General features: G+C 61.8%; 15 protein-coding genes. 2 read left to right on the forward strand and 13 right to left on the reverse strand.

Annotated elements, in window-relative coordinates:
- Positions 1–8: 8 nt before the first annotated feature.
- The 13 genes from AC1RR7_RS12445 to AC1RR7_RS12505 form a co-directional block, all read right to left on the reverse strand.
- On the reverse strand, positions 9–905 hold the full coding sequence (locus AC1RR7_RS12445) for an antimicrobial resistance protein Mig-14 (protein WP_096819862.1): 897 nt from the start codon (positions 903–905) through the stop codon (positions 9–11).
- The gene (locus tag AC1RR7_RS12450; RefSeq protein WP_096819863.1) at positions 905–2,035 is read right to left on the reverse strand and encodes a glycosyltransferase; all 1,131 of its coding nucleotides are present in this window, start codon (positions 2,033–2,035) and stop codon (positions 905–907) included. The genes AC1RR7_RS12445 and AC1RR7_RS12450 overlap by 1 nt, the downstream gene beginning before the upstream one ends.
- Positions 2,019–3,776, reverse strand: coding sequence for a carbamoyltransferase family protein (locus tag AC1RR7_RS12455; protein WP_007952261.1), 1,758 nt, complete (start codon positions 3,774–3,776; stop codon positions 2,019–2,021). The genes AC1RR7_RS12450 and AC1RR7_RS12455 overlap by 17 nt, the downstream gene beginning before the upstream one ends.
- A gap of 172 nt (positions 3,777–3,948) precedes the next feature.
- Positions 3,949–4,284: a YceK/YidQ family lipoprotein gene (locus AC1RR7_RS12460; protein WP_102620161.1), complete on the reverse strand. Its 336-nt coding sequence runs from the start codon at positions 4,282–4,284 to the stop codon at positions 3,949–3,951.
- A gap of 159 nt (positions 4,285–4,443) precedes the next feature.
- Positions 4,444–5,895 (reverse strand): lipopolysaccharide kinase InaA family protein, encoded by a 1,452-nt coding sequence (locus AC1RR7_RS12465; protein ID WP_493157550.1) that lies wholly within the window; start codon positions 5,893–5,895, stop codon positions 4,444–4,446.
- Positions 5,895–6,647 (reverse strand): lipopolysaccharide kinase InaA family protein, encoded by a 753-nt coding sequence (locus AC1RR7_RS12470; protein ID WP_493157552.1) that lies wholly within the window; start codon positions 6,645–6,647, stop codon positions 5,895–5,897. Before AC1RR7_RS12470 ends, AC1RR7_RS12465 begins: the two co-directional genes overlap by 1 nt.
- Entirely contained in the window at positions 6,644–7,378 is a 735-nt protein-coding gene (locus AC1RR7_RS12475; RefSeq protein ID WP_102620164.1) for a lipopolysaccharide kinase InaA family protein, read from the reverse strand. Before AC1RR7_RS12475 ends, AC1RR7_RS12470 begins: the two co-directional genes overlap by 4 nt.
- Positions 7,378–8,184, reverse strand: coding sequence for a lipopolysaccharide core heptose(I) kinase RfaP (gene rfaP / locus AC1RR7_RS12480; RefSeq protein ID WP_096819869.1), 807 nt, complete (start codon positions 8,182–8,184; stop codon positions 7,378–7,380). The genes AC1RR7_RS12475 and rfaP overlap by 1 nt, the downstream gene beginning before the upstream one ends.
- The gene (locus AC1RR7_RS12485; RefSeq protein ID WP_102620165.1) at positions 8,185–9,306 is read right to left on the reverse strand and encodes a glycosyltransferase family 4 protein; all 1,122 of its coding nucleotides are present in this window, start codon (positions 9,304–9,306) and stop codon (positions 8,185–8,187) included.
- Entirely contained in the window at positions 9,306–10,367 is a 1,062-nt protein-coding gene (waaC, locus tag AC1RR7_RS12490; protein WP_085711109.1) for a lipopolysaccharide heptosyltransferase I, read from the reverse strand. Before waaC ends, AC1RR7_RS12485 begins: the two co-directional genes overlap by 1 nt.
- Before the next feature lies 1 nt (position 10,368).
- Positions 10,369–11,403: a lipopolysaccharide heptosyltransferase II gene (gene waaF / locus AC1RR7_RS12495; protein WP_039766536.1), complete on the reverse strand. Its 1,035-nt coding sequence runs from the start codon at positions 11,401–11,403 to the stop codon at positions 10,369–10,371.
- 51 nt (positions 11,404–11,454) lie between these two features.
- Positions 11,455–14,394 carry a bifunctional [glutamate--ammonia ligase]-adenylyl-L-tyrosine phosphorylase/[glutamate--ammonia-ligase] adenylyltransferase gene (gene glnE / locus AC1RR7_RS12500; protein WP_493157555.1) on the reverse strand — a complete coding sequence of 980 codons (2,940 nt, stop codon included), beginning with the start codon at positions 14,392–14,394 and terminating at the stop codon, positions 11,455–11,457.
- Entirely contained in the window at positions 14,391–14,516 is a 126-nt protein-coding gene (locus tag AC1RR7_RS12505; protein WP_255261909.1) for a hypothetical protein, read from the reverse strand. The genes glnE and AC1RR7_RS12505 overlap by 4 nt, the downstream gene beginning before the upstream one ends.
- A 262-nt stretch (positions 14,517–14,778) precedes the next feature.
- Here AC1RR7_RS12505 and aceE point away from each other — a divergent pair, with 262 nt between their 5' ends.
- On the forward strand, positions 14,779–17,424 hold the full coding sequence (aceE, locus tag AC1RR7_RS12510) for a pyruvate dehydrogenase (acetyl-transferring), homodimeric type (protein WP_096819872.1): 2,646 nt from the start codon (positions 14,779–14,781) through the stop codon (positions 17,422–17,424).
- 11 nt (positions 17,425–17,435) lie between these two features.
- On the forward strand, positions 17,436–19,394 hold the full coding sequence (aceF, locus tag AC1RR7_RS12515; RefSeq protein WP_493157557.1) for a dihydrolipoyllysine-residue acetyltransferase: 1,959 nt from the start codon (positions 17,436–17,438) through the stop codon (positions 19,392–19,394).
- The last annotated feature ends 82 nt before the right edge of the window (positions 19,395–19,476 follow it).

Here is a 19,476-nt window from a genome sequence, read left to right on the forward strand (position 1 = left end):
GGGCTGACTCATACGGTGAAGACCGGCACAGGATTGCACCAGCGATCCTTGTATTCACGGTCGGCACGACCGAAGGAAAAGCGTAGCGGCTTGTTCAGCGCCCGGGCGTGCTCCCACGCCGATTGCGTATTGAGGAAGCTCAAGACACTGCCGGGGCTGAATTCACGGGTTTCGGGGTCGACGCCGCCGTTGATGTATTCGACGCTGATCCACTCCGGCGCTTCGACGCGATACACCAGTTGAATGGCGATCGGCGCATCGTTGAGGAAGATCACCGAACCGATCAACAGCTCGCGCAACAACTCGATGACCTCGGCCATGCGTGCCGCGCCAGTGGCCGGGAATCCCCAGCGACGCTGGAACAGGTCGCAATAAATGGCTGCCAGTTCCGCACTCGTGAACTCGCTGACCGGCCGTACGACACCGCCCGCCTCTTCAAGCAGGCGCAACTCACGACGCTGGTTGTAGCGAAACTTCTTCGACAGTTCTTCCGGGGTGCGGGCCATGGCCAGTTGTTCGGTCTGCAACTTGAGACCGCTGAAGCGGTTTTCATTGAGCGCCGACAGGTAGCGCCCGCGATGGCGCAGCGGGGCCTGGGCATCGACGGCGGCCGGCAGGATCAGCTCGGCGTTGCCGAGGTCGAACAGGCCTTTCTTGCCGTTGCGCTTGAGCACGTCCTTGGACAAGGCCAGATCGCGGCCCCAGGTCGGGATCGCCGCTTTGACTTCGCCCTGCTGCTCCCAGGCCAGATAGCGCACCGGGATGCCGGCCAGATCCGCCAGACGCTCGACGACCAGCGGATGAGTCGCGACGCTGCCGCCAAAACGCTGCCAGGCCTGTGCATAAGTTGAGGCGTCAACGGGCGACCAGCCACGTTCGCGCCAGCCTTGAAATCGGTTGAGCATCAGCCCCTCGGTGCCAGATCGGTAACTTGCGGCAAATGCCAGAAGGTGTCGCGTACGGCGCGGTCGGAGAAGCGCTCGCGCAGGCGATCGAACATCATCTCGGCGCATTGACGGCGTTGCTGCTCGTCCATGCCGGCCAGATGTTTCAGGCCCTGGGCCAGATGTTCGGCATCACCCAGCGGGAACAGAATGCCCACGCCTTCGACCACTTCCTTCGCCCCGCCGCACGCAGTCGCCAACAACGGCACGCCAGCGGCCATGGCCTCCAGCAGCACCATGCCGAACGGTTCGTGGTCGGAACTCAGGGCAAACACATCGAATGCACGGAAATAATTGCGCGCGTCCGGCACCTGACCGAGAAACAGCACGCGATCACCGACGCCCAGTTCGCGGGCCAGCGCCTTCAGATCATCCTCAAGACGCCCCTTGCCGAGAATCACCAGTTGGCTGTTGGCCGGCAGACCGGGCAGCGCCGCGGCAAAACCGTGCAGCAGCGTGGCCTGATCCTTGTCCGGGTGCAGGCGACCGACGTTGCCGACAATGAACGCATCCGCTGAAAGACCGAGGGTCTCGCGGGCTTCACGGGCGGACACCTGACTCATCTGCAACGCCGAAACATCGATGCGGTTGTAGAGGGTCTGGATGCGCGTCGCCGGCCATTTCGGCAGGCAGCGGCGCATGTCGTCGCGCACCGCGTCGGACACGCCGAGCAGGCTCAGGCGCTTGCGGAAAATGTGCGCGAACAGCTTGCGCGTGCCGCGTTTGTAATCGCCAAACGCGTGGTGCACGCCAATCACCGGCAGCGAAGTGCCGAGCAAGGCGATGTAGATCGGCTTGAAGCGATGGGCGATGCAGAAACTGAAATTGCGTGAAGCGGCGATCTTGCGCAGATCGCCGATGGCGCCCAGCTTCAGGCCACGAATGGCCTTGGAGCTGTATTCCATGAACAACACTTCGTCGGAGGCGCAGGCCGCAGCCACCTCGCTATCGGCCGCCCCGGTCAGAAAGACCGTGGTGACCCGATAACCGGTGCCCGCGAACAGGCTGGCGTACTGCCGCGCGCAGTCCAGGAACGGCCCGTCATAGCCGTGGCAGAACTGCAGCACATGGCGTTCAGCCGAGCGTGTCATAAGCGTTTGCGCCTTCTTTGACCACCAGGATGTCTTCCATGATCAGGTACTGCAGATCGGAGCCGAAGAACATGTTCAGGGCGTCGGTCGGCGAGCAGATCATCGGTTCACCACGGCGGTTGAGCGAGGTGTTCAGGGACACGCCGTTGCCGGTCAGCACTTCCAGCGCCTTCATCATGTCGTAGTAGCGCGGGTTGTATTCGCGCTTGAGCACCTGGGCCCGGGAAGTACCGTCTTCGTGGACGACTTCCGGCACGCGGGTCTTCCACTCTTCCGCCACTTCGAAGGTGAAGGTCATGAACGGCGCCGGGTGATCGATCTTGATCATCTGCGGCGCAACGGTGTCGAGCATCGACGGGCAGAAAGGCCTCCAGCGCTCGCGGAACTTGATCTGGTGGTTGATGCGGTCAGCCACGCCAGCGACGCTCGGGCAACCGATGATCGAACGACCACCCAGAGCACGCGGACCGAACTCCATGCGGCCCTGGAACCAGGCCACCGGGTTGCCATCGACCATGATCTTGGCGATCTGCTCCGGCATGTTGTCGAGCTTGCGCCAGGTCGGCTTGTTCTCGTGACGGGCGCACGCGGCGATCACGTCTTCGTTGCTGTACGACGGGCCGAGGTAGACGTGTTCCATCTTCTCGACCGGTACGCCACGGGCGTTGGACACATAGGCCGCTGCGCCGACTGCGGTGCCGGCGTCGCCGGATGCAGGCTGCACGAACAGTTCCTTGACGTCGTCGCGGGCGATGATTTTCTGGTTGAGCTTGACGTTCAACGCACAGCCACCGGCGTAAGCCAGTTTGCCGGTTTCCTTGAGCACGTCGCCCAGGTAGTAGTCGATCATCTGCAGCGCAATTTTTTCGAACAGCGCTTGAATGCTGGCGGCGTAGTGGATGTACGGCTCGTCGGCGATGTCGCCTTCGCGCTTCGGACCCAGCCACTCGATCAGCTTCGGCGAGAAGTAGTAACCCTTGCCCTTCTCTTTATAGCGACGCAGACCGATCACGTTGGCGTAGTCGGTGTTGATCACCAGCTCGCCGTTCTCGAACGAGGCCAGGCGCGAGAAATCGTATTTGCTGGCGTCGCCGTACGGCGCCATGCCCATGACCTTGAACTCACCGTCCAGCATGTCGAAACCGAGGAACTCGGTGATCGCGCCGTACAGGCCGCCGAGAGAGTCCGGATCGAAGAATTCCTTGATCTTGTGGATCTTGCCGTTTTCGCCATAACCGAAGAAGGTCGTGGCGTACTCGCCCTTGCCGTCGATGCCGAGGATCGCGGTTTTCTCTTTGAAACCCGAGCAGTGGTAGGCACTGGAAGCGTGGGCCAGGTGGTGTTCGACCGGTTCGATCTTGATTTTCTTCGGATCGAAGCCCAGTTGCTCCAGGCACCAGACGATCTTGTTGCGATAGCGCTTGTAGCGGCGGTTACCCATCAGGATCGCGTCGAGTGCACGGTCCGGGGCGTACCAGTAACGCTTGGCGTACTGCCAGCGGGCCTTGCCGAAAATGCTGATCGGGGCGAACGGAATCGCTACCACGTCAACGTCGGACGGCTTGATGCCAGCCTGCTCCAGGCAGAACTTCGCCGATTCGTAGGGCATGCGGTTCTTTGCATGTTTATCGCGTACGAAGCGCTCTTCCTCAGCCGCCGCGACCAGCTTGCCGTCGATGTACAAGGCTGCTGAAGGATCATGGCTAAGGGCGCCGGACAGGCCAAGAATCGTCAATGCCACAGGGGTCTAGCCTCTTTAGTCTGCATTCAGGCGCGATGCGCCTTGAAAAATGATGTGCCCTCGCACCGGGCGAGAGACAGCTAAAGGGCGGGATTATAGCGTAAACGTGGCGGGAATGACCCTGTGCGAATTGCCCCATGTCGTTCACCCCGCAGAACCCTTGTCGATTGGCCTATCCACGGCTCGGCCGCCAATAAACACTGATATTCCCGTCCACCGCCTGACGATAGATCGTATAAGGCAGGCAAGCCGTGTCGAAGACGCCGGACAGGGTCAGGTCGAGCAGGACGACCGGCACCAGAATGCCGGTGGGGTCGGGCGGCGCGTGCAGCAGGCAGAAGTCGTGGGCGAGTCCGCTGTAAATGCGCGGAATGGACTGGCAGTAGGTTTTCTGTTTTCGCAGGCCGCGCGTGGCGTCCTCGTCATCCTGCAACACGGTGACGGCGGTGCCGCAGCCGGATAGCGCCAGGGAAAATGCGCCGATGGTGATAGCCGTTTTGATGGTCAAGGTTTGCCCTCCGGGAACGTCGGGGCAAACTAGCATCGGGGCTTTATGCGGGGCAGTTCATGGGTTCCGGGAAGGCCGTAGGACAAGTCACAAGGATTTGTCACCACATGCCTTACCCGATTTTTATTGCAGAAACGTCTTACCGACTTGCGAAAGAAATCACGCAGCGCCCGATGCATCCTTGGGCAAACGCTGATCAATCACCTGATACAGCGCACTGCTCTCAGGCCAGTTGCGCATGAACCGCGCACGATCCTTGGCATAAGCCGGAGCAAAGCTGCCCGCCGAGCCGTGCTGGCACATCGAATCCAGATCGATCAGCGCCCAGCGGTCCTCGTGCCAGAACAGGTTGTGGCCCTTGAAATCGCCGTGACTGATGCGCTCGGCAATCAACCGCGCAAACAACTGATCCAGCGCCTGCAACTCGGCTTCCGGCGCTTCGCCGCTTTCAACGTACGGTGCAAAACGCTCGATGATGTCCGGCCCGGCCAGGTACTCGGTGATCAGGTACGCCTTGCTGCGCAACCAGAAGAAGCGTGTTTCCAGCACCGCCAGCGGTTTGGGCGTAGCAATGCCGAGAAACGCCAGGCGATTGCCTTCGCGCCAGGAATGCCAGGCACGGCTCGGGCGCCAGAAGCGCTTGAGCCAATGGGCAAAATTCTTGATGTTGTAACGTTTGATCACCAGCGGACGCCCGGCGACTTCGACCTTGCCGACGCTGGCCGCGCCGCCGGTCTTGTACAGGTGCCCCTGATCGAGCAAGGCATCGGCCTGCTCCAGCACCGGCAGCATCGCGGGTTCTTCCTCGCGACGGATCGAACGCAGGCCAAAGGCTCCGCGTCGCACGCTGAACAACGTGCATTCACGACCGACTTTGATCAGGAAATCCTTCAACCGCCAGGCGCGCACCTTGTCGATCTGCTTCTGCAAGGCTTCCAGCGGCAGCGCGTGTTCGCTGTTGCTCAGCAGGTAATACACCAGCAGCTCTTCAGTGAACGGCTCGAGCGACTTGGGCAACTGGGCGAAAAACACCCCGAGGTTTTCCAGCACTTTCTGCCGGGACAATGGCTGGCCAGCGTTTTCCGCACAAATGCCGGCGCCATCGATCAGGTACAACTGACCGCCGTGGCGCAGCAGGTTGTCCAGGTGCAGGTCCTCCTGCCACAGGCCTTTGCCGTGCAATTGGCCAATGGCGCCGAGGGCTTCGGCCAGCACCGCCGACTGTTCGTCGGCCAGCACCGGCAAGGACTCGACCTTCTTCCAGGCATCACCGAGGCTTTCGGAACCTTCAAGGAACTCGAACAACAACCAGCCACCCTCGCCGTCCTTCAGGCCATCGGCCAGCAGTAACGGTGTGGTCATGCCTTGGGCGGCGAGCAGTTTCACCCCTTCCAGTTCACGCTGAAAATGCCGTGCAGCCTTGCTGCCAACCAGCAATTTGGCCAACACCGGACGCCCGCGCCACACGCCGGCACCGACATAGCGCTGCCCCGGCAACACCCGCAACAGGCTGAGCAACTGCAAATCGGCGGCACCCGCCGCATCGGCCAACGAAACCGTCAGCGGCAGGCTCGGTGTACGCCCGGCGTTTTTCAGGTCGGACAACTGCATTAGCGCGTCTCCTTGCGACTGCGCCGCGCGGTCAGCCGCGTGACCCAGGTATCGACCAGTGAACTGTCGACCGACTGATCGAGATACGCCGCCAGCAACTCGCGCAACTGGGCATCACTCCACTCCGGAGCGCGACGCAGCAGCGGCTCAAGGTCCTTGACCCGATCACGCTGGCCGAACAGCAGGGGCCGGGTCTTTTCCAGGTCGATCAGTTGCGCCTGATACCCGGTACCCTCGGCACGCAGGAAAATGTGCTTGGGATAGAAGCAGCCGTGCACCTGACGTACACCGTGCAGGCGCCGCGCCAGTTGGCCGCAGGCCTTGAGAATCGCCGAATGCTGCGTGACTTCCAGGCTGGACCAGCGCTGCAGCAACGAATCCAGATCATCCCAACCGTCGAGGGCGCGGGTCAGCAGGATCGCGCGCACTTCGCCGTTGATTTTACGCTGGCCGAAAAACGCCGCTTGCAGCGCCGGAATGCCGAGCTGGTTGTAACGGCTGATGTTGCGAAACTCCCGGGCGAACGTCGGCTCGCCAAACGGAGCGTGCAGGGTGCGGGTCAGGTAGTTGCTCTGACGCTTGAGGTAATAACCGTGGCCTTCGAGTTCGAGCCGGAACACACTGCTCCAGCCGCCGCCGTCGGTGTTCGGTTCATCCACCGCATCGAGTTGCTTGTCCCACAACGCGTCGAACGTGCCGAGGCCGTGGCGCTCCAGTAGCGCACGGTCTTCAGCGGCCAGAAAATCAGTCATTCGCGTCCCTCGAAAAATCTCACCACGTGGCGAATCCGTTTCTTGTCGGCGGCATTGAGCCGGTCACGCTGGCGGTATTGCAGGTAGAAGCGCAGGCGCTGGGTGTTCGACAGGTGATATTTGGCAACCTTGTCGAGACAGGCCAGGTCCTTGGTAATCCGGTATTTGAGCCAGAAACCGCGCCAGAAATCGCCGTTCGGGCAGTCGATCAGAAACAGCCGCGCCTGATCGTCGATCAGCAGGTTGCGCCACTTCAGATCGTTATGGGTGAAGCGATGGTCGTGCATTGTCCGGGTGTAAACGGCCAACTGCCGACTGATGCCGTCGACCCAGCTGTGATTCTTCAGCTTGGGATCGTTGCGCTCGGCCAGCGCCGAGAGGTCCTCGGTACGCGGCAGTTCGCGAGTGATCATCGCCCCGCGATCGTAGGCCATGCCATTGCGCTCCAGGCCCCAGGCCACCACTTCGGCGGTGGGAATGCCCCACTTGGCGAAACGCTTGAGGTTCTGCCACTCCATCTTCACCCGCGGCTTGCCGAGGTAACGGCGCAAGCCCTTGCCGGCGCCGACGTAGCGTTTGACGTAGTAATTGACACCGTTGCGCTGCACGCGGATGACTTCGGACAGCGGGTCGCGGGTCAGACGCTCGCCTTCAAGCGCGAATACCGCTTCAAGGCTGCCAAAATCCGCTGCGAGGTCGCTGTACCCGGGTTCAAGATTCCAACCCGCCATCAGAGCGCATCCCCGTAGCGCAACTTGCGCTCGTAGAGTTTGTTGGCCTTGCCTTCGAGCCAGCTCAGCAACGGCGCTTCTTCCGCCAGGATCTGGCGCAGCGGTTGCTGGAAGTAACCCTTGAGAAAGCGCAGCTTGTCGCGACGGGTCAGGCCGATGTCCAGCGCGGAGAAATACAGCGCCGCCAGATCCTTGTTGCGCCAGCGCTGAGTGATGGCCGGGCGGGTCTGGGCGCGGTGCAGGTCGATCACCGAGAGTTTGAAATCTTCCGGGGTGACCGGTTTGTCGGTGTGCAGCAGGAAGTGGCAGATGTAGCAGTCGCGGTGGTTGACCCCCGCGCGGTGCATCATCCCCGTCATGCGTGCAACTTCGGCGATCAGCGCGCGCTTGAGCTTTGGCTGCGGCGGCTGCTTGACCCAGTCGATGCTGAAGTCTTCGAGGCTGATGGTCGGCGCCAGTTCTTCGGTGACGATGAACGAATGCTGGTCCGCCGGGTTGCTGCCCTTCTCGCCGTACGCGACGGCGGTCATGGTCGGCACACCGACTTCCTGCAGACGCTGGATAGCCTTCCATTCCTGGCCCGCGCCAAGCACCGGCAGCTTGGCAGTCAGCAGGTTCTTGAAAATCTCGCCCCAGCCGATGCCTCGGTGGATCTTGACGAAAAATCCGTTGCCATCGACTTCCGTGCGCAAAGTCCTGCGGGCTTCCAGCTCGCGGTACACCTCGCCCTGCAAGCCCTCGACTTCCGCGAACGCATCGCGGCCGGCCCAGAGGCTCTTGAACGGTTCAGCCAGCATCAACTTCATTTATGCGTGCTCCGCCAGAATCACATCGGCCGCGTGCTGCGGCATGCTGTAGAGGTCGGCCGTCTCGGCGAAAGCCAGACCGTTGCGGCTCCAGGCCGCCCGTGCAGCGTCGTCGTTCAACATGTCAGTCAGGTATTGCGTCAGTTGCGCCTGATCGAACGGCTCGTCCAGCACGCGCCCGGCATCGGCCTCGGCAATGTAATGGGCGTAGCCGCAGACCGCGCTGACCAGCACCGGCAACCCGGCGACCAGCGCTTCAAGCAATACCGTACCGGTGTTCTCGTTGTACGCCGGGTGGATCAACAGATCGGCGCCGAGCAGGAAACGCGGGATATCGCTGCGCCCCTTGAGGAATGTCACGTTGTCGCCCAGACCCAATGTTGCACTCTGCATCTGGAACAATTTGGGGTCATCCTGGCCGATTACAAACAGCCGGGTGCGTTTCTTCAGTTCGGCGGGCAATGCGGCCAGCGCCTTCAGGCTGCGATCGACGCCCTTGGTCTTGAACCCGGAGCCGATCTGCACCAGCAACAGTTCGTCGTCCTTGAGGTTGAATTCGGCGCGGAAGCCGGCGCGAATTTCGTCGGCATCCGCCGGACGCCGACGATCCTGGGCGATGCCCGGAGGCAGCAGGTGGAAGCGCTCGAGCGGCGTGTCGTAATGCTTGATGAACAGCGGCTGCTGCACTTCGGAGATCATCAACACTTCAGTCTTCGCGTCTTTGGCGAACACCGCGCGCTCGTACTCGGCGAAGTGGCGATAGCGCCCCCAACGGCGATACAGCGAATTGCGCAGGTTCTGCGCCTTGTCCTCGAAGCAGCCGTCGGCGGCGTAGTAGACGTCCAGCCCCGGCATCTTGTTGAAGCCGATCAGGCGATCCACCGGGCGCTTGGCCAGGTCCGCTTCCATCCACGCGCTGAGTTTCTCGTTGCGGCGATGGTTGAAGAACGCCTTGACCGGCGCCACCAGCACTTCGAAACCGGGCGGCACGTCGCCTTCCCAGATCAGGGTGTAGACGCGAATCTTGTGGCCACGCTTCTGGCATTCGAGGGCGATGCGCATGAAGTCGCGCTGCAAACCACCGAACGGGAAATACTTGTAAAGGACAAATGCCAATTGCATCAACGCAGCTCCTCAGCCATCAACAACGTGCTCAGTCGGCTGGCGACACGCTCGGGATTCAGACGCGTGAAGCACAAAGGCAACTCGCGTTTCAGGTCAAACTGACGGGCATCCTGCGCGGTCGGTTGATACGTACATTTCTTTTGCAGGCACGGCGCGCACGGGAAATCGCTGCCGAGGTGAATCTGCAGCTTGCCGTAGGCGCCGGTCAGGCCCGGATTGGTCGGGCCGAACAGCGAAATCGTCGGCACGTCCAGTGCCGCAGCGAGATGGCCGAGACCGGTGTCCACCGCGACGCAGGCCTGGGCACCGGCCAGCACCTTGCCGACTCCGGCCAGGTTGAGCTTCGGCAGCACTTCGGCATGCTTGAAGCCGGCAGCGATGCGCTCGGCCCGGGCCTTCTCCAGCGGGTTGCCCCACGGCAGCTTGATCCCGACGCCGAGGTAGCCGACCCGCTCGGTCAGCTCACGCCAATAGCTTTCCGGCCAGTGTTTGGTGTCCCAGGTGGTGCCGTGCAAAAACACCACGTAAGCATTCTTGCGTGGCAGTTCCACCAGACGCTCGACGTTGAGGCCGTAATCACCGAGGCCTTTGGGCAAGTCGTAGCCCAAGGCGATAGCGAACAACTGACGCACGCGCTCAACGGCGTGCTGCCCACGGGCCACCGCCAGTTTGCGATCATAAAAACGCGCGGCGATCGGCTCACGGGCCGAGCCCTTGTCGAGACCGGCCACCGGTGCTTTGACATAGCGAGTCAGCCAGGCGCTTTTCAGCAGGCCCTGAGCATCGATCACCAAGTCATATTTGTTCGCCCGAACGGATTGCTTGAAGCGTTTCCACTCGCCGCTGGTGATGGTTTTCCAGAGATTCTTGCGCCAGCGGCGAATCGCCACCGGAATCACCTTGCCCACCGCCGGGTGCCAGGTCGGAATTTCGGCAAAGCCTTCTTCCACCACCCAGTCGAACTTGATCCCGGGAATCGCCCGGGCAGCGTCGGTCAGCGCCGGCAACGCATGAATCACGTCGCCCAGCGATGAGGTCTTGATCAGCAATACCCGCAACTTAATGAACCTCGACCACAGAGCCCTGCAAACGCTGCAAGGCATCGTTGACCGCGTCCGGCATCAGCTGGCGCAGGCAGTTGTAATGGCCGAAACGGCAGGTGCGGTCGAAGCACGGGCTGCAATCGAGGCCCAGGCGGACGATTTCCACATGTTCGGCCAGTGGCGGGGTGAAACCCGGCGAAGTCGAACCGTAGACCGCCACCAACGGACGGTTCAGCGCAGCGGCCACGTGCATCAGACCGGAATCGTTGGAAACCACAGAGTCAGCGCAGGACATCAGGTCGATGGCTTCGGCCAGCGAAGTACCGCCACTGAGGTTCACGGACTCTTCACGCAGGCCCGGAATCAGCCGCGCGCGGATGTCTTCGCCCACCGCGTGATCGTTCTTCGAGCCGAACAGCCAGACTTGCCAGCCTTCGCGGATACGCGCTTCGGCGACCTTGGCGTAATGCTCGGACGGCCAGCGTTTGGCTTCGCCGAATTCGGCACCGGGGCACAACACCAGCACCGGGCGATCGAGGGTCAGACCGAACTTGGCCAGCGCCGCCTCGCGGGTCACCGGGTCGATCTGCAGGCTCGGGCGCGGATACGGTTTCGGCAGCTCGGCGTTCGGCTCGTAGGCCAAGGCCATGAAGCGCTCGATCATCAGCGGATAGCGTTCTTTATCCAGCGTGCGCACGTCATTGAGCAGGCCGTAGCGGAATTCGCCGCGCCAGCCGGTGCGTTTCGGGATGCCGGCGAAGAACGGCACCAACGCCGACTTCAGCGAGTTCGGCAGCAGGATCGCCTGGTCGTACTGGCCGGCCAGGGATTTGCCGATCCGCCGACGGGTCGCCAACTCCAGCGCGCCGTGGCCGAGCGGAAAGCTCAAGGCCTTGCGCACTTCGGGCATGCGCTCAAGGATCGGCCGGCTCCACTCGGGGGCCAGCACGTCGATTTCGCACTGCGGGTGGCGTTGCTTGAGACACTGAAACAGTGTCTGCGCCATCACCATGTCACCGACCCAACTGGGCCCAACGATCAGAATATTCATGTGGTTTCCAAAAACGAACCGGGGAGGCTTTACGCCTCCCCGTCTCGAGAATCAGCTTAGCCCCAGCTCGCGCCAGATCCGCATCACCTGCCGCCGTTCGTCCGCGAACTGATCGCCCGGTATCACCCCGGCATCCTTCTGCAAGGCCTGCCGGTGCGCGGCGGAACGATAGGCTTTATAGGCCTCGCGCAACAGGCTGGCGTCTTCGACGGGCATCAGCCCCTCGTGTTCCAGCTCTTCCAGAATGCGGATATTGTCCGTCCAGCGCAGCAACGGCGGGTGGGTCTGCGACCACGCCAGGGCCGCGTATTGCACCATAAATTCAATATCGACGATACCTCCGGCGTCCTGCTTGAGGTCGAACGGCGCCGTGGCGTCGAAGGCATTCGCCCCGGTACCGGCGGCGGTGCTCTTGCTGCCGAGGTTATCGCGCATCTTGGCGCGCATCTCGCTCACTTCCTGTTGAAGTTTCGCCAGATCCCGCGCCTTGCCCAGCACCTGAGCCCGTACTTTCTCGAACGCCTGGCCGACATCCTGACTGCCCACCAGCACCCGCGCCCGCACCAGAGCCTGATGCTCCCACGTCCAGGCTTCATTTTCTTGATAGCGGGCAAATGCCCCCAGCGAACTGACCAACAGCCCCGACGCACCGGACGGCCGCAGGCGCATGTCCACTTCATACAGCTGGCCGGAGTTGGTCTGCGCCGTCAGCAAGTGAATGATCCGCTGGCCGAGCCGGGTAAAGAACTGCGCACCATCAATAGGCTTCGCCCCGTCGGTTTCTGCCTGTGGATCGCCGTCATGGATGAACACCAGATCCAGGTCCGAACCATGCCCCAACTCGATCCCGCCGACTTTCCCATAACCGACAATGATGAAGCCGGGATCGCACAACGTGCCGTCGGTGCGCAGCGGCGTGCCGTACTTGGCCACGGTCTGGCGCCAGGCCAGGGCCAGCACTTGTTCCAGAATCGCTTCCGCGAGCCAGGTCAGGTAATCGCTGACTTTCATCAACGGCAGGCTGCCGGCGATTTCCGACGCGGCGACGCGCAAGCGATGCGCCAGTTTGAAATGGCGCAGGGCTTCCATCTGCTGTTCGAGGTCGTCCTCGGGGATCCGAGTCAGGCGCTCGCGCAATTCGGCGGCCAGTTCCGGCGCCAAGGGCGGCTTGAACAGCCGACCTTCGTTGAGCAACTCATCCAGCAGCAGCGGGAAACGGGTGATCTGCTCGGCGATCCACGGACTCGCGGCGCACAGAGTCAGCAAGCGACGCAGCGCGCCCGGGTTTTCCGTCAGCAACACTAAATAAGCCGAACGCCGGGCCACTGCTTCGACCAGCGGCAGAACCCGTTCAAGCACCAGATCCGGGTTGTCATGCTCCACCGCCTGGGCGAGCAGGCGCGGAATAAAGGCGTCGAGGCGTTCACGCCCCAGACGCTGCATCGCCCGCAGCTGCGGACTGCTGCGCAGACCGGCCAGCGCTTTCAAGGCTTTGGTGGCATCAGCGAAACCGCCTTCTTCCAACTGACGGCAAGCGGCTTCTTCGTCCTGCGCCTCTTCCCACAGCGGCAGCCATTCACCGCCGACCACCACTTCGCAATCGGCGCCCTCTTCTTCATCAGGGTCAGCGATCACTTGCGCAAAGTGCCAGGCCACCCGGCCACGCCAGAACATCAGCTTTTCATGGAAGGCGTCCCAGTCGGCGAAACCGAGCATGAACGCAATGCGCGCCTGATCCTGCGGGCTGTCCGGCAGCATCTGGGTCTGCCGATCGGCAATCGCCTGGATCGCGTGTTCGGTGTAGCGCAGGAATTCGTAACCTTCACGCAATTCGCTGATCACTGCCGGCGGCAGATAACCCTGCCCTTCCAGCGTGCTCAACACCTTTAATAGAGGCCGCTGTTGCAGGCTCAGATCGCGACCGCCATGAATCAACTGAAAGGCCTGGGCGATGAACTCGACTTCACGAATGCCACCGGAGCCGAGCTTGATGTTATCGGCCATGCCCTTGCGCCGGACTTCCTGCTGGATCAGTTGCTTCATGGTGCGCAGCGCTTCGATCGCCGAGAAATCCAGATAGCGCCGGTAAACGAACGGCCGCAGCATTTCCTGCAACTGCGCACCGGCCACCTGATCACCGGCCACCACCCGCGACTTGATCATCGCGTAGCGTTCCCAGTCGCGGCCCTGATCCTGGTAGTACTGCTCCAGCGCATTGAAGCTCAGCACCAGCGCGCCGGACGAGCCGTACGGGCGCAGGCGCATGTCGACGCGGAACACAAAGCCGTCGACGGTCATCGGGTCGAGGGCCTTGATCAGGCGCTGGCCAAGACGAATGAAGAATTCCTGGTTATCCAGTGCGCGCTTCACGCCGACGGTTTCGCCGCCCTCGGGGTAGGCGAAGATCAGGTCGATGTCCGACGACAGGTTCAGCTCGACCGCGCCGAGCTTGCCCATGCCGAGGATGACCATTTGCTGCGGTTCGCCGCTGCGCCGGCCGGTCGGCGTACCGAACTGTTCGCAATGGCGGCTGTACAGCCATTGATAAGCCTGGTCGATGCTGGCGTCGGCCATGTCCGAGAGGTCGCGGCAGGTCTGCACCAGATCGGCCTGGCGAGTCAGGTCGCGCCAGATGATCCGCACCTGATGCCGGGCGCGCTGACGACGCAGGACGCGACCCAGTTCATCCTCGCTCTGCGCGGTGCTGACCGCCGTCGCAATCTGCCCGCACAGCTCGCCGGGGGCGAACGGCCGATCGAGCTCGCCGGACTGCACCAGCGACAGCAACATCAAAGGGTCACGAACGCTCTGTTCAATCACGAAATCGCTGGCGGCGGTGACGCGGGCGAACTGAGCCCAGCGCTCCGGAGTCCAGGTGGAGAAGCCTTGATCATCCTCAAGTCCGGCGACGGCCGTACGGAACGACTGCTCGGATCGGCTGACCAACGGCAGGAGAATGGCGGGCAGTTCGGCAAGCGCGGGCAGGGTCATGGTCTATCCTTGATCGGCGTGTAAATGGCCGCTTGTAGTGATGATTGAAAAACCGCTACGCGAAGGACTGTCGAACAAAAGTGAGAAATAGCTGAAATTTCTTTTTCTTTGGCAGCCAGCATCAAACTTTCACCTTTTTCGGATGGCTAAAGAGCAACCTTAACGATTATTCTCACAACGCAGTCGGAGGCCACAAGCCTTTCATCTGTAGTTTTACTACTCGTCTATACATTCGAAAGGCTGAAATGCCGGATGATTTGTAGTAAAACTACACGCCGCCGGAACAACCTGTCGGCAATCCAAGAATTTTAAATCGTCTGCCCACAAGGCCAGTCGCAAACTCAGGCAACCGATTCTGGAAGCCTTTCCGCCCTGGAGCAAGCCATGCAAGACCTCGATCCCGTCGAAACCCAGGAATGGCTGGACGCCCTGGAATCGGTTCTCGACAAAGAAGGCGAAGACCGTGCTCACTATCTGATGACCCGTATGGGCGAACTCGCGACCCGCAGCGGCTCGCAACTGCCTTACGCCATCACCACGCCTTACCGCAACACGATTCCCGTTACCCACGAAGCACGCATGCCTGGCGACCTGTTCATGGAACGCCGCATTCGCTCGCTGGTACGCTGGAACGCGATGGCCATGGTAATGCGTACGAACCTGAAAGATTCTGACCTGGGCGGTCACATCTCCAGCTTCGCCTCCAGCGCGACCCTGTACGACATCGGCTTCAACTACTTCTTCCAGGCCCCGACCGACGAACACGGCGGCGACCTGATCTACTTCCAGGGCCACACCTCGCCAGGCGTCTACGCCCGTGCGTTCATGGAAGGCCGCATCACCGAAGACCAGATGAACAACTTCCGCCAGGAAGTCGACGGTCAGGGCCTGTCGTCCTATCCGCACCCTTGGCTGATGCCTGACTTCTGGCAGTTCCCGACTGTATCGATGGGTCTGGGCCCGATCCAGGCGATCTACCAGGCTCGCTTCATGAAGTACCTGGAACACCGCGGCTTCATCCAGCCGGGCAAACAGAAAGTCTGGTGCTTCCTGGGCGACGGCGAGTGCGACGAGCCGGAATCCCTGGGCGCGATCTCCCTGGCCGGCCGCGAGAAGCTGGACAACCTGATCTTCGTCATCAACTGCAACCTGCAGCGCCTCGACGGCCCGGTTCGCGGCAACGGCAAGATCATCCAGGAACTCGAAGGCGTGTTCCGCGGTGCTCAGTGGAACGTGACCAAAGTCATCTGGGGCCGTTTCTGGGACCCACTGCTGGCCAAGGACGTCGACGGCATCCTGCAACGTCGCATGGACGAAGTCATCGACGGCGAGTACCAGAACTACAAAGCCAAAGACGGCGCGTTCGTTCGCGAACACTTCTTCAACACGCCTGAACTCAAGGCGATGGTTGCAGACCTGTCCGACGACGAGATCTGGAAACTCAACCGTGGCGGCCACGACCCGTACAAGGTCTACGCGGCGTACCACGAAGCGGTCAACCACAAAGAACAACCGACCGTCATCCTGGCCAAGACCATCAAGGGTTACGGCACCGGTGCGGGCGAAGCGAAAAACACCGCGCACAACACCAAGAAAGTCGACGTCGACAGCCTGAAGCTGTTCCGCGACCGCTTCGACATCCCGGTGAAAGACGAAGAGCTGGAAAACCTGCCGTTCTTCAAGCCGGAGCCAAACAGCGCCGAAGCCCGTTACCTGGCCGAGCGTCGCACTGCACTGGGCGGTTTCGTCCCTCAGCGTCGCGCACAGAGCTTCAGCGTACCGACCCCGGATCTGGATACCCTCAAGGCAATCCTCGACGGTTCCGGCGACCGTGAAATTTCCACCACCATGGCGTTCGTGCGGATCCTCGCGCAACTGGTCAAGGACAAGGAAATCGGCCCGCGCATCGTTCCGATCATCCCGGACGAAGCCCGTACCTTCGGTATGGAAGGCATGTTCCGTCAGCTGGGCATCTACTCGTCCGTCGGCCAGCTCTACGAGCCAGTCGATAAAGACCAGGTGATGTTCTACAAGGAAGACCAGAAAGGTCAGATCCTTGAAGAAGGCATCAACGAAGCGGGCGCCATGAGCTCCTTCATCGCGGCCGGTACTTCGTACTCCAGCCACAACCAGCCAATGCTGCCGTTCTACATCTTCTACTCGATGTTCGGCTTCCAGCGTATCGGCGATCTGGCCTGGGCTGCCGGCGACAGCCGTACCCGTGGCTTCCTGATCGGCGGCACCGCCGGCCGTACCACCCTGAACGGTGAAGGCCTGCAGCACGAAGACGGTCACAGCCACCTGCTGGCTGCCACCATCCCGAACTGCCGCACCTACGATCCGACCTACGGCTACGAGCTGGCGGTGATCATTCAGGACGGCATGAAGAAGATGACCGAAGAGCAACAGGACATCTTCTATTACATCACCGTGATGAACGAGTCCTACCAGCAGCCAGCCATGCCGGCCGGTGCCGAAGAAGGCATCAAGAAAGGCATGTACCTGCTGGAAGAAGACACCCGCGAAGCGGCGCACCACGTACAGCTGATGGGCTCCGGCACCATCCTGCGTGAAGTCCGTGAAGCGGCGAAGATCCTGCGTGAAGAGTTCAACGTCGGTGCCGACGTGTGGAGCGTCACCAGCTTCAACGAACTGCGTCGCGACGGCCTGGCCGTAGAGCGCAGCAACCGTCTGAAACCAGGCCAGAAGCCTAAGCGCAGCTACGTCGAAGAGTGCCTGAGCGGCCGTAAGGGTCCGGTCATCGCCTCTACCGACTACATGAAACTGTTCGCCGAGCAGATCCGTCAGTGGGTACCGTCCAAGGAATTCAAAGTCCTGGGCACCGACGGTTTCGGCCGCAGCGACAGCCGCAAGAAACTGCGTCATTTCTTCGAAGTCGACCGTCATTTCGTGGTGTTGGCAGCCCTGGAAGCACTGGCTGACCGTGGTGATATCGAACCTAAAGTCGTGGCCGAGGCCATCACCAAGTTCGGTATCGACCCGGAAAAACGCAACCCACTGGACTGCTGAGGAGAAACTCTGTGAGCGAACTCATTCGCGTACCTGACATCGGCAGCGGTGAAGGTGAAGTAATCGAACTGTTTGTGAAGGTCGGCGACCGTATCGAAGCCGACCAGAGCATCCTGACTCTGGAATCGGACAAGGCCAGCATGGAAGTGCCGGCCCCGAAGGCCGGCGTCATCAAGAGCCTGAAAGTGAAGCTGGGCGATCGCCTGAAAGAAGGCGACGAACTGCTGGAGCTGGAAGTCGAGGGCGCCGCTGCTGCGGCCCCAGCGCCTGCCGCTGCTCCTGCTGCCAAGGCTGAAGCCAAACCGGCTGCCGCTCCTGCTGCTGCCGCGCCAGCCGCTGCGCCTGCTGCCGCTTCGGTTCAGCAAGTGCACGTGCCGGACATCGGTTCGTCGGGCAAGGCCCAGATCATCGAGATCCAGGTCAAGGTCGGCGACAAGGTCGAGGCTGATCAGTCGCTGATCACCCTGGAATCCGACAAGGCGAGCATGGAAATCCCGTCGCCTGCCGCTGGCGTGGTCAAGGCCATCAGCGTCAAGTTGAACGACGAAGTCGGCACTGGCGACCTGATCCTGGATCTGGAAGTGGCGGGTGCTGCGGCCCCTGCTGCGGCCGCTCCGGCCCAGGCTGCTGCTCCAGCCGCTGCCGCTGCGCCGGCTCCGGCCGCTGCACCTGCCGCACCGGTTGCCGACAGCGTTCAGGACATCCACGTTCCGGACATCGGTTCGGCCGGCAAGGCCAAGATCATCGAAGTGTTGGTCAAGGCTGGCGACAGCGTTGAAGCCGACCAGTCGCTGATCACTCTGGAATCCGACAAGGCGAGCATGGAAATCCCGTCGCCTGCCGCTGGCGTGGTGGAAAGCATTTCCATCAAGCTGGACGACGAAGTCGGCACCGGCGACCTGATCCTCAAGCTGAAAGTCAAAGGCGCCGCTCCGGCTGCTGCCCCGGCACCTGCCGCTGCCGCTCCGAGCGCTCCTGCGCCAGCTGCTCCGGCTGCCGCTGCACCTGCACCTGCTGCCGTTCCAGTTGCTGCTCCAGCCAAGCCTGGTGCGAAAGTTCACGCCGGCCCTGCCGTGCGTCAACTGGCTCGCGAGTTCGGCGTCGAGCTGAGCGCTGTCGGCGCCAGCGGTCCGCACGGTCGCATCCTGAAAGAAGACGTGCAGACTTACGTCAAAGCCATGATGCAGAAGGCCAAGGAAGCACCGGCCGCTGCTGCTGGCGCAACCGGTGGCGCGGGCATCCCGCCGATTCCGGTCGTCGACTTCAGCCGTTTCGGCGAAATCGAAGAAGTGCCGATGACTCGCCTGATGCAGATCGGCGCGTCGAGCCTGCACCGCAGCTGGCTGAACATCCCGCACGTGACTCAGTTCGATTCGGCTGATATCACCGAGCTGGAAGCGTTCCGTATCGCTCAGAAAGCCGTTGCAGAGAAGGCTGGCGTCAAGCTGACCATTCTGCCGCTGCTGCTCAAGTCCTGCGCACACATGCTCAAGGAACTGCCGGACTTCAACAGTTCGCTGGCTCCAAGCGGCAAGGCGATCATCCGCAAGAAGTACGTGAACATCGGCTTCGCCGTCGACACCCCGGATGGCCTGCTGGTACCGGTCATCAAGAACGTCGACCAGAAGAGCCTGCTGCAACTGGCAGCCGAAGCCGCTGCGCTGGCCGCCAAGGCCCGCGACAAGAAGCTCACCGCTGACGACATGCAGGGCGCCTGCTTCACCATTTCCAGCCTCGGCCACATTGGCGGCACCGGCTTCACGCCGATCGTCAACGCGCCGGAAGTGGCGATCCTCGGTGTTTCCAAGGCAACCATCCAGCCAGTCTGGGACGGCAAAGCCTTCCAGCCGAAACTGATGCTGCCACTGTCGCTGTCCTACGATCACCGTGTGATCAACGGCGCCGCTGCCGCACGCTTCACCCAGCGTCTGAGCAGCCTGCTGGCGGACATCCGCACCATCCTGCTGTAAACCGCTTGGCCCTCCGGCAACGGAGGGCCGACCGGGTTCCACGTTTTCGAGCGCCACACGCTCGTACCTCAACCCCGTCAGT

Source organism: Pseudomonas sp. GW821-FHT11G12, assembly GCF_058808055.1.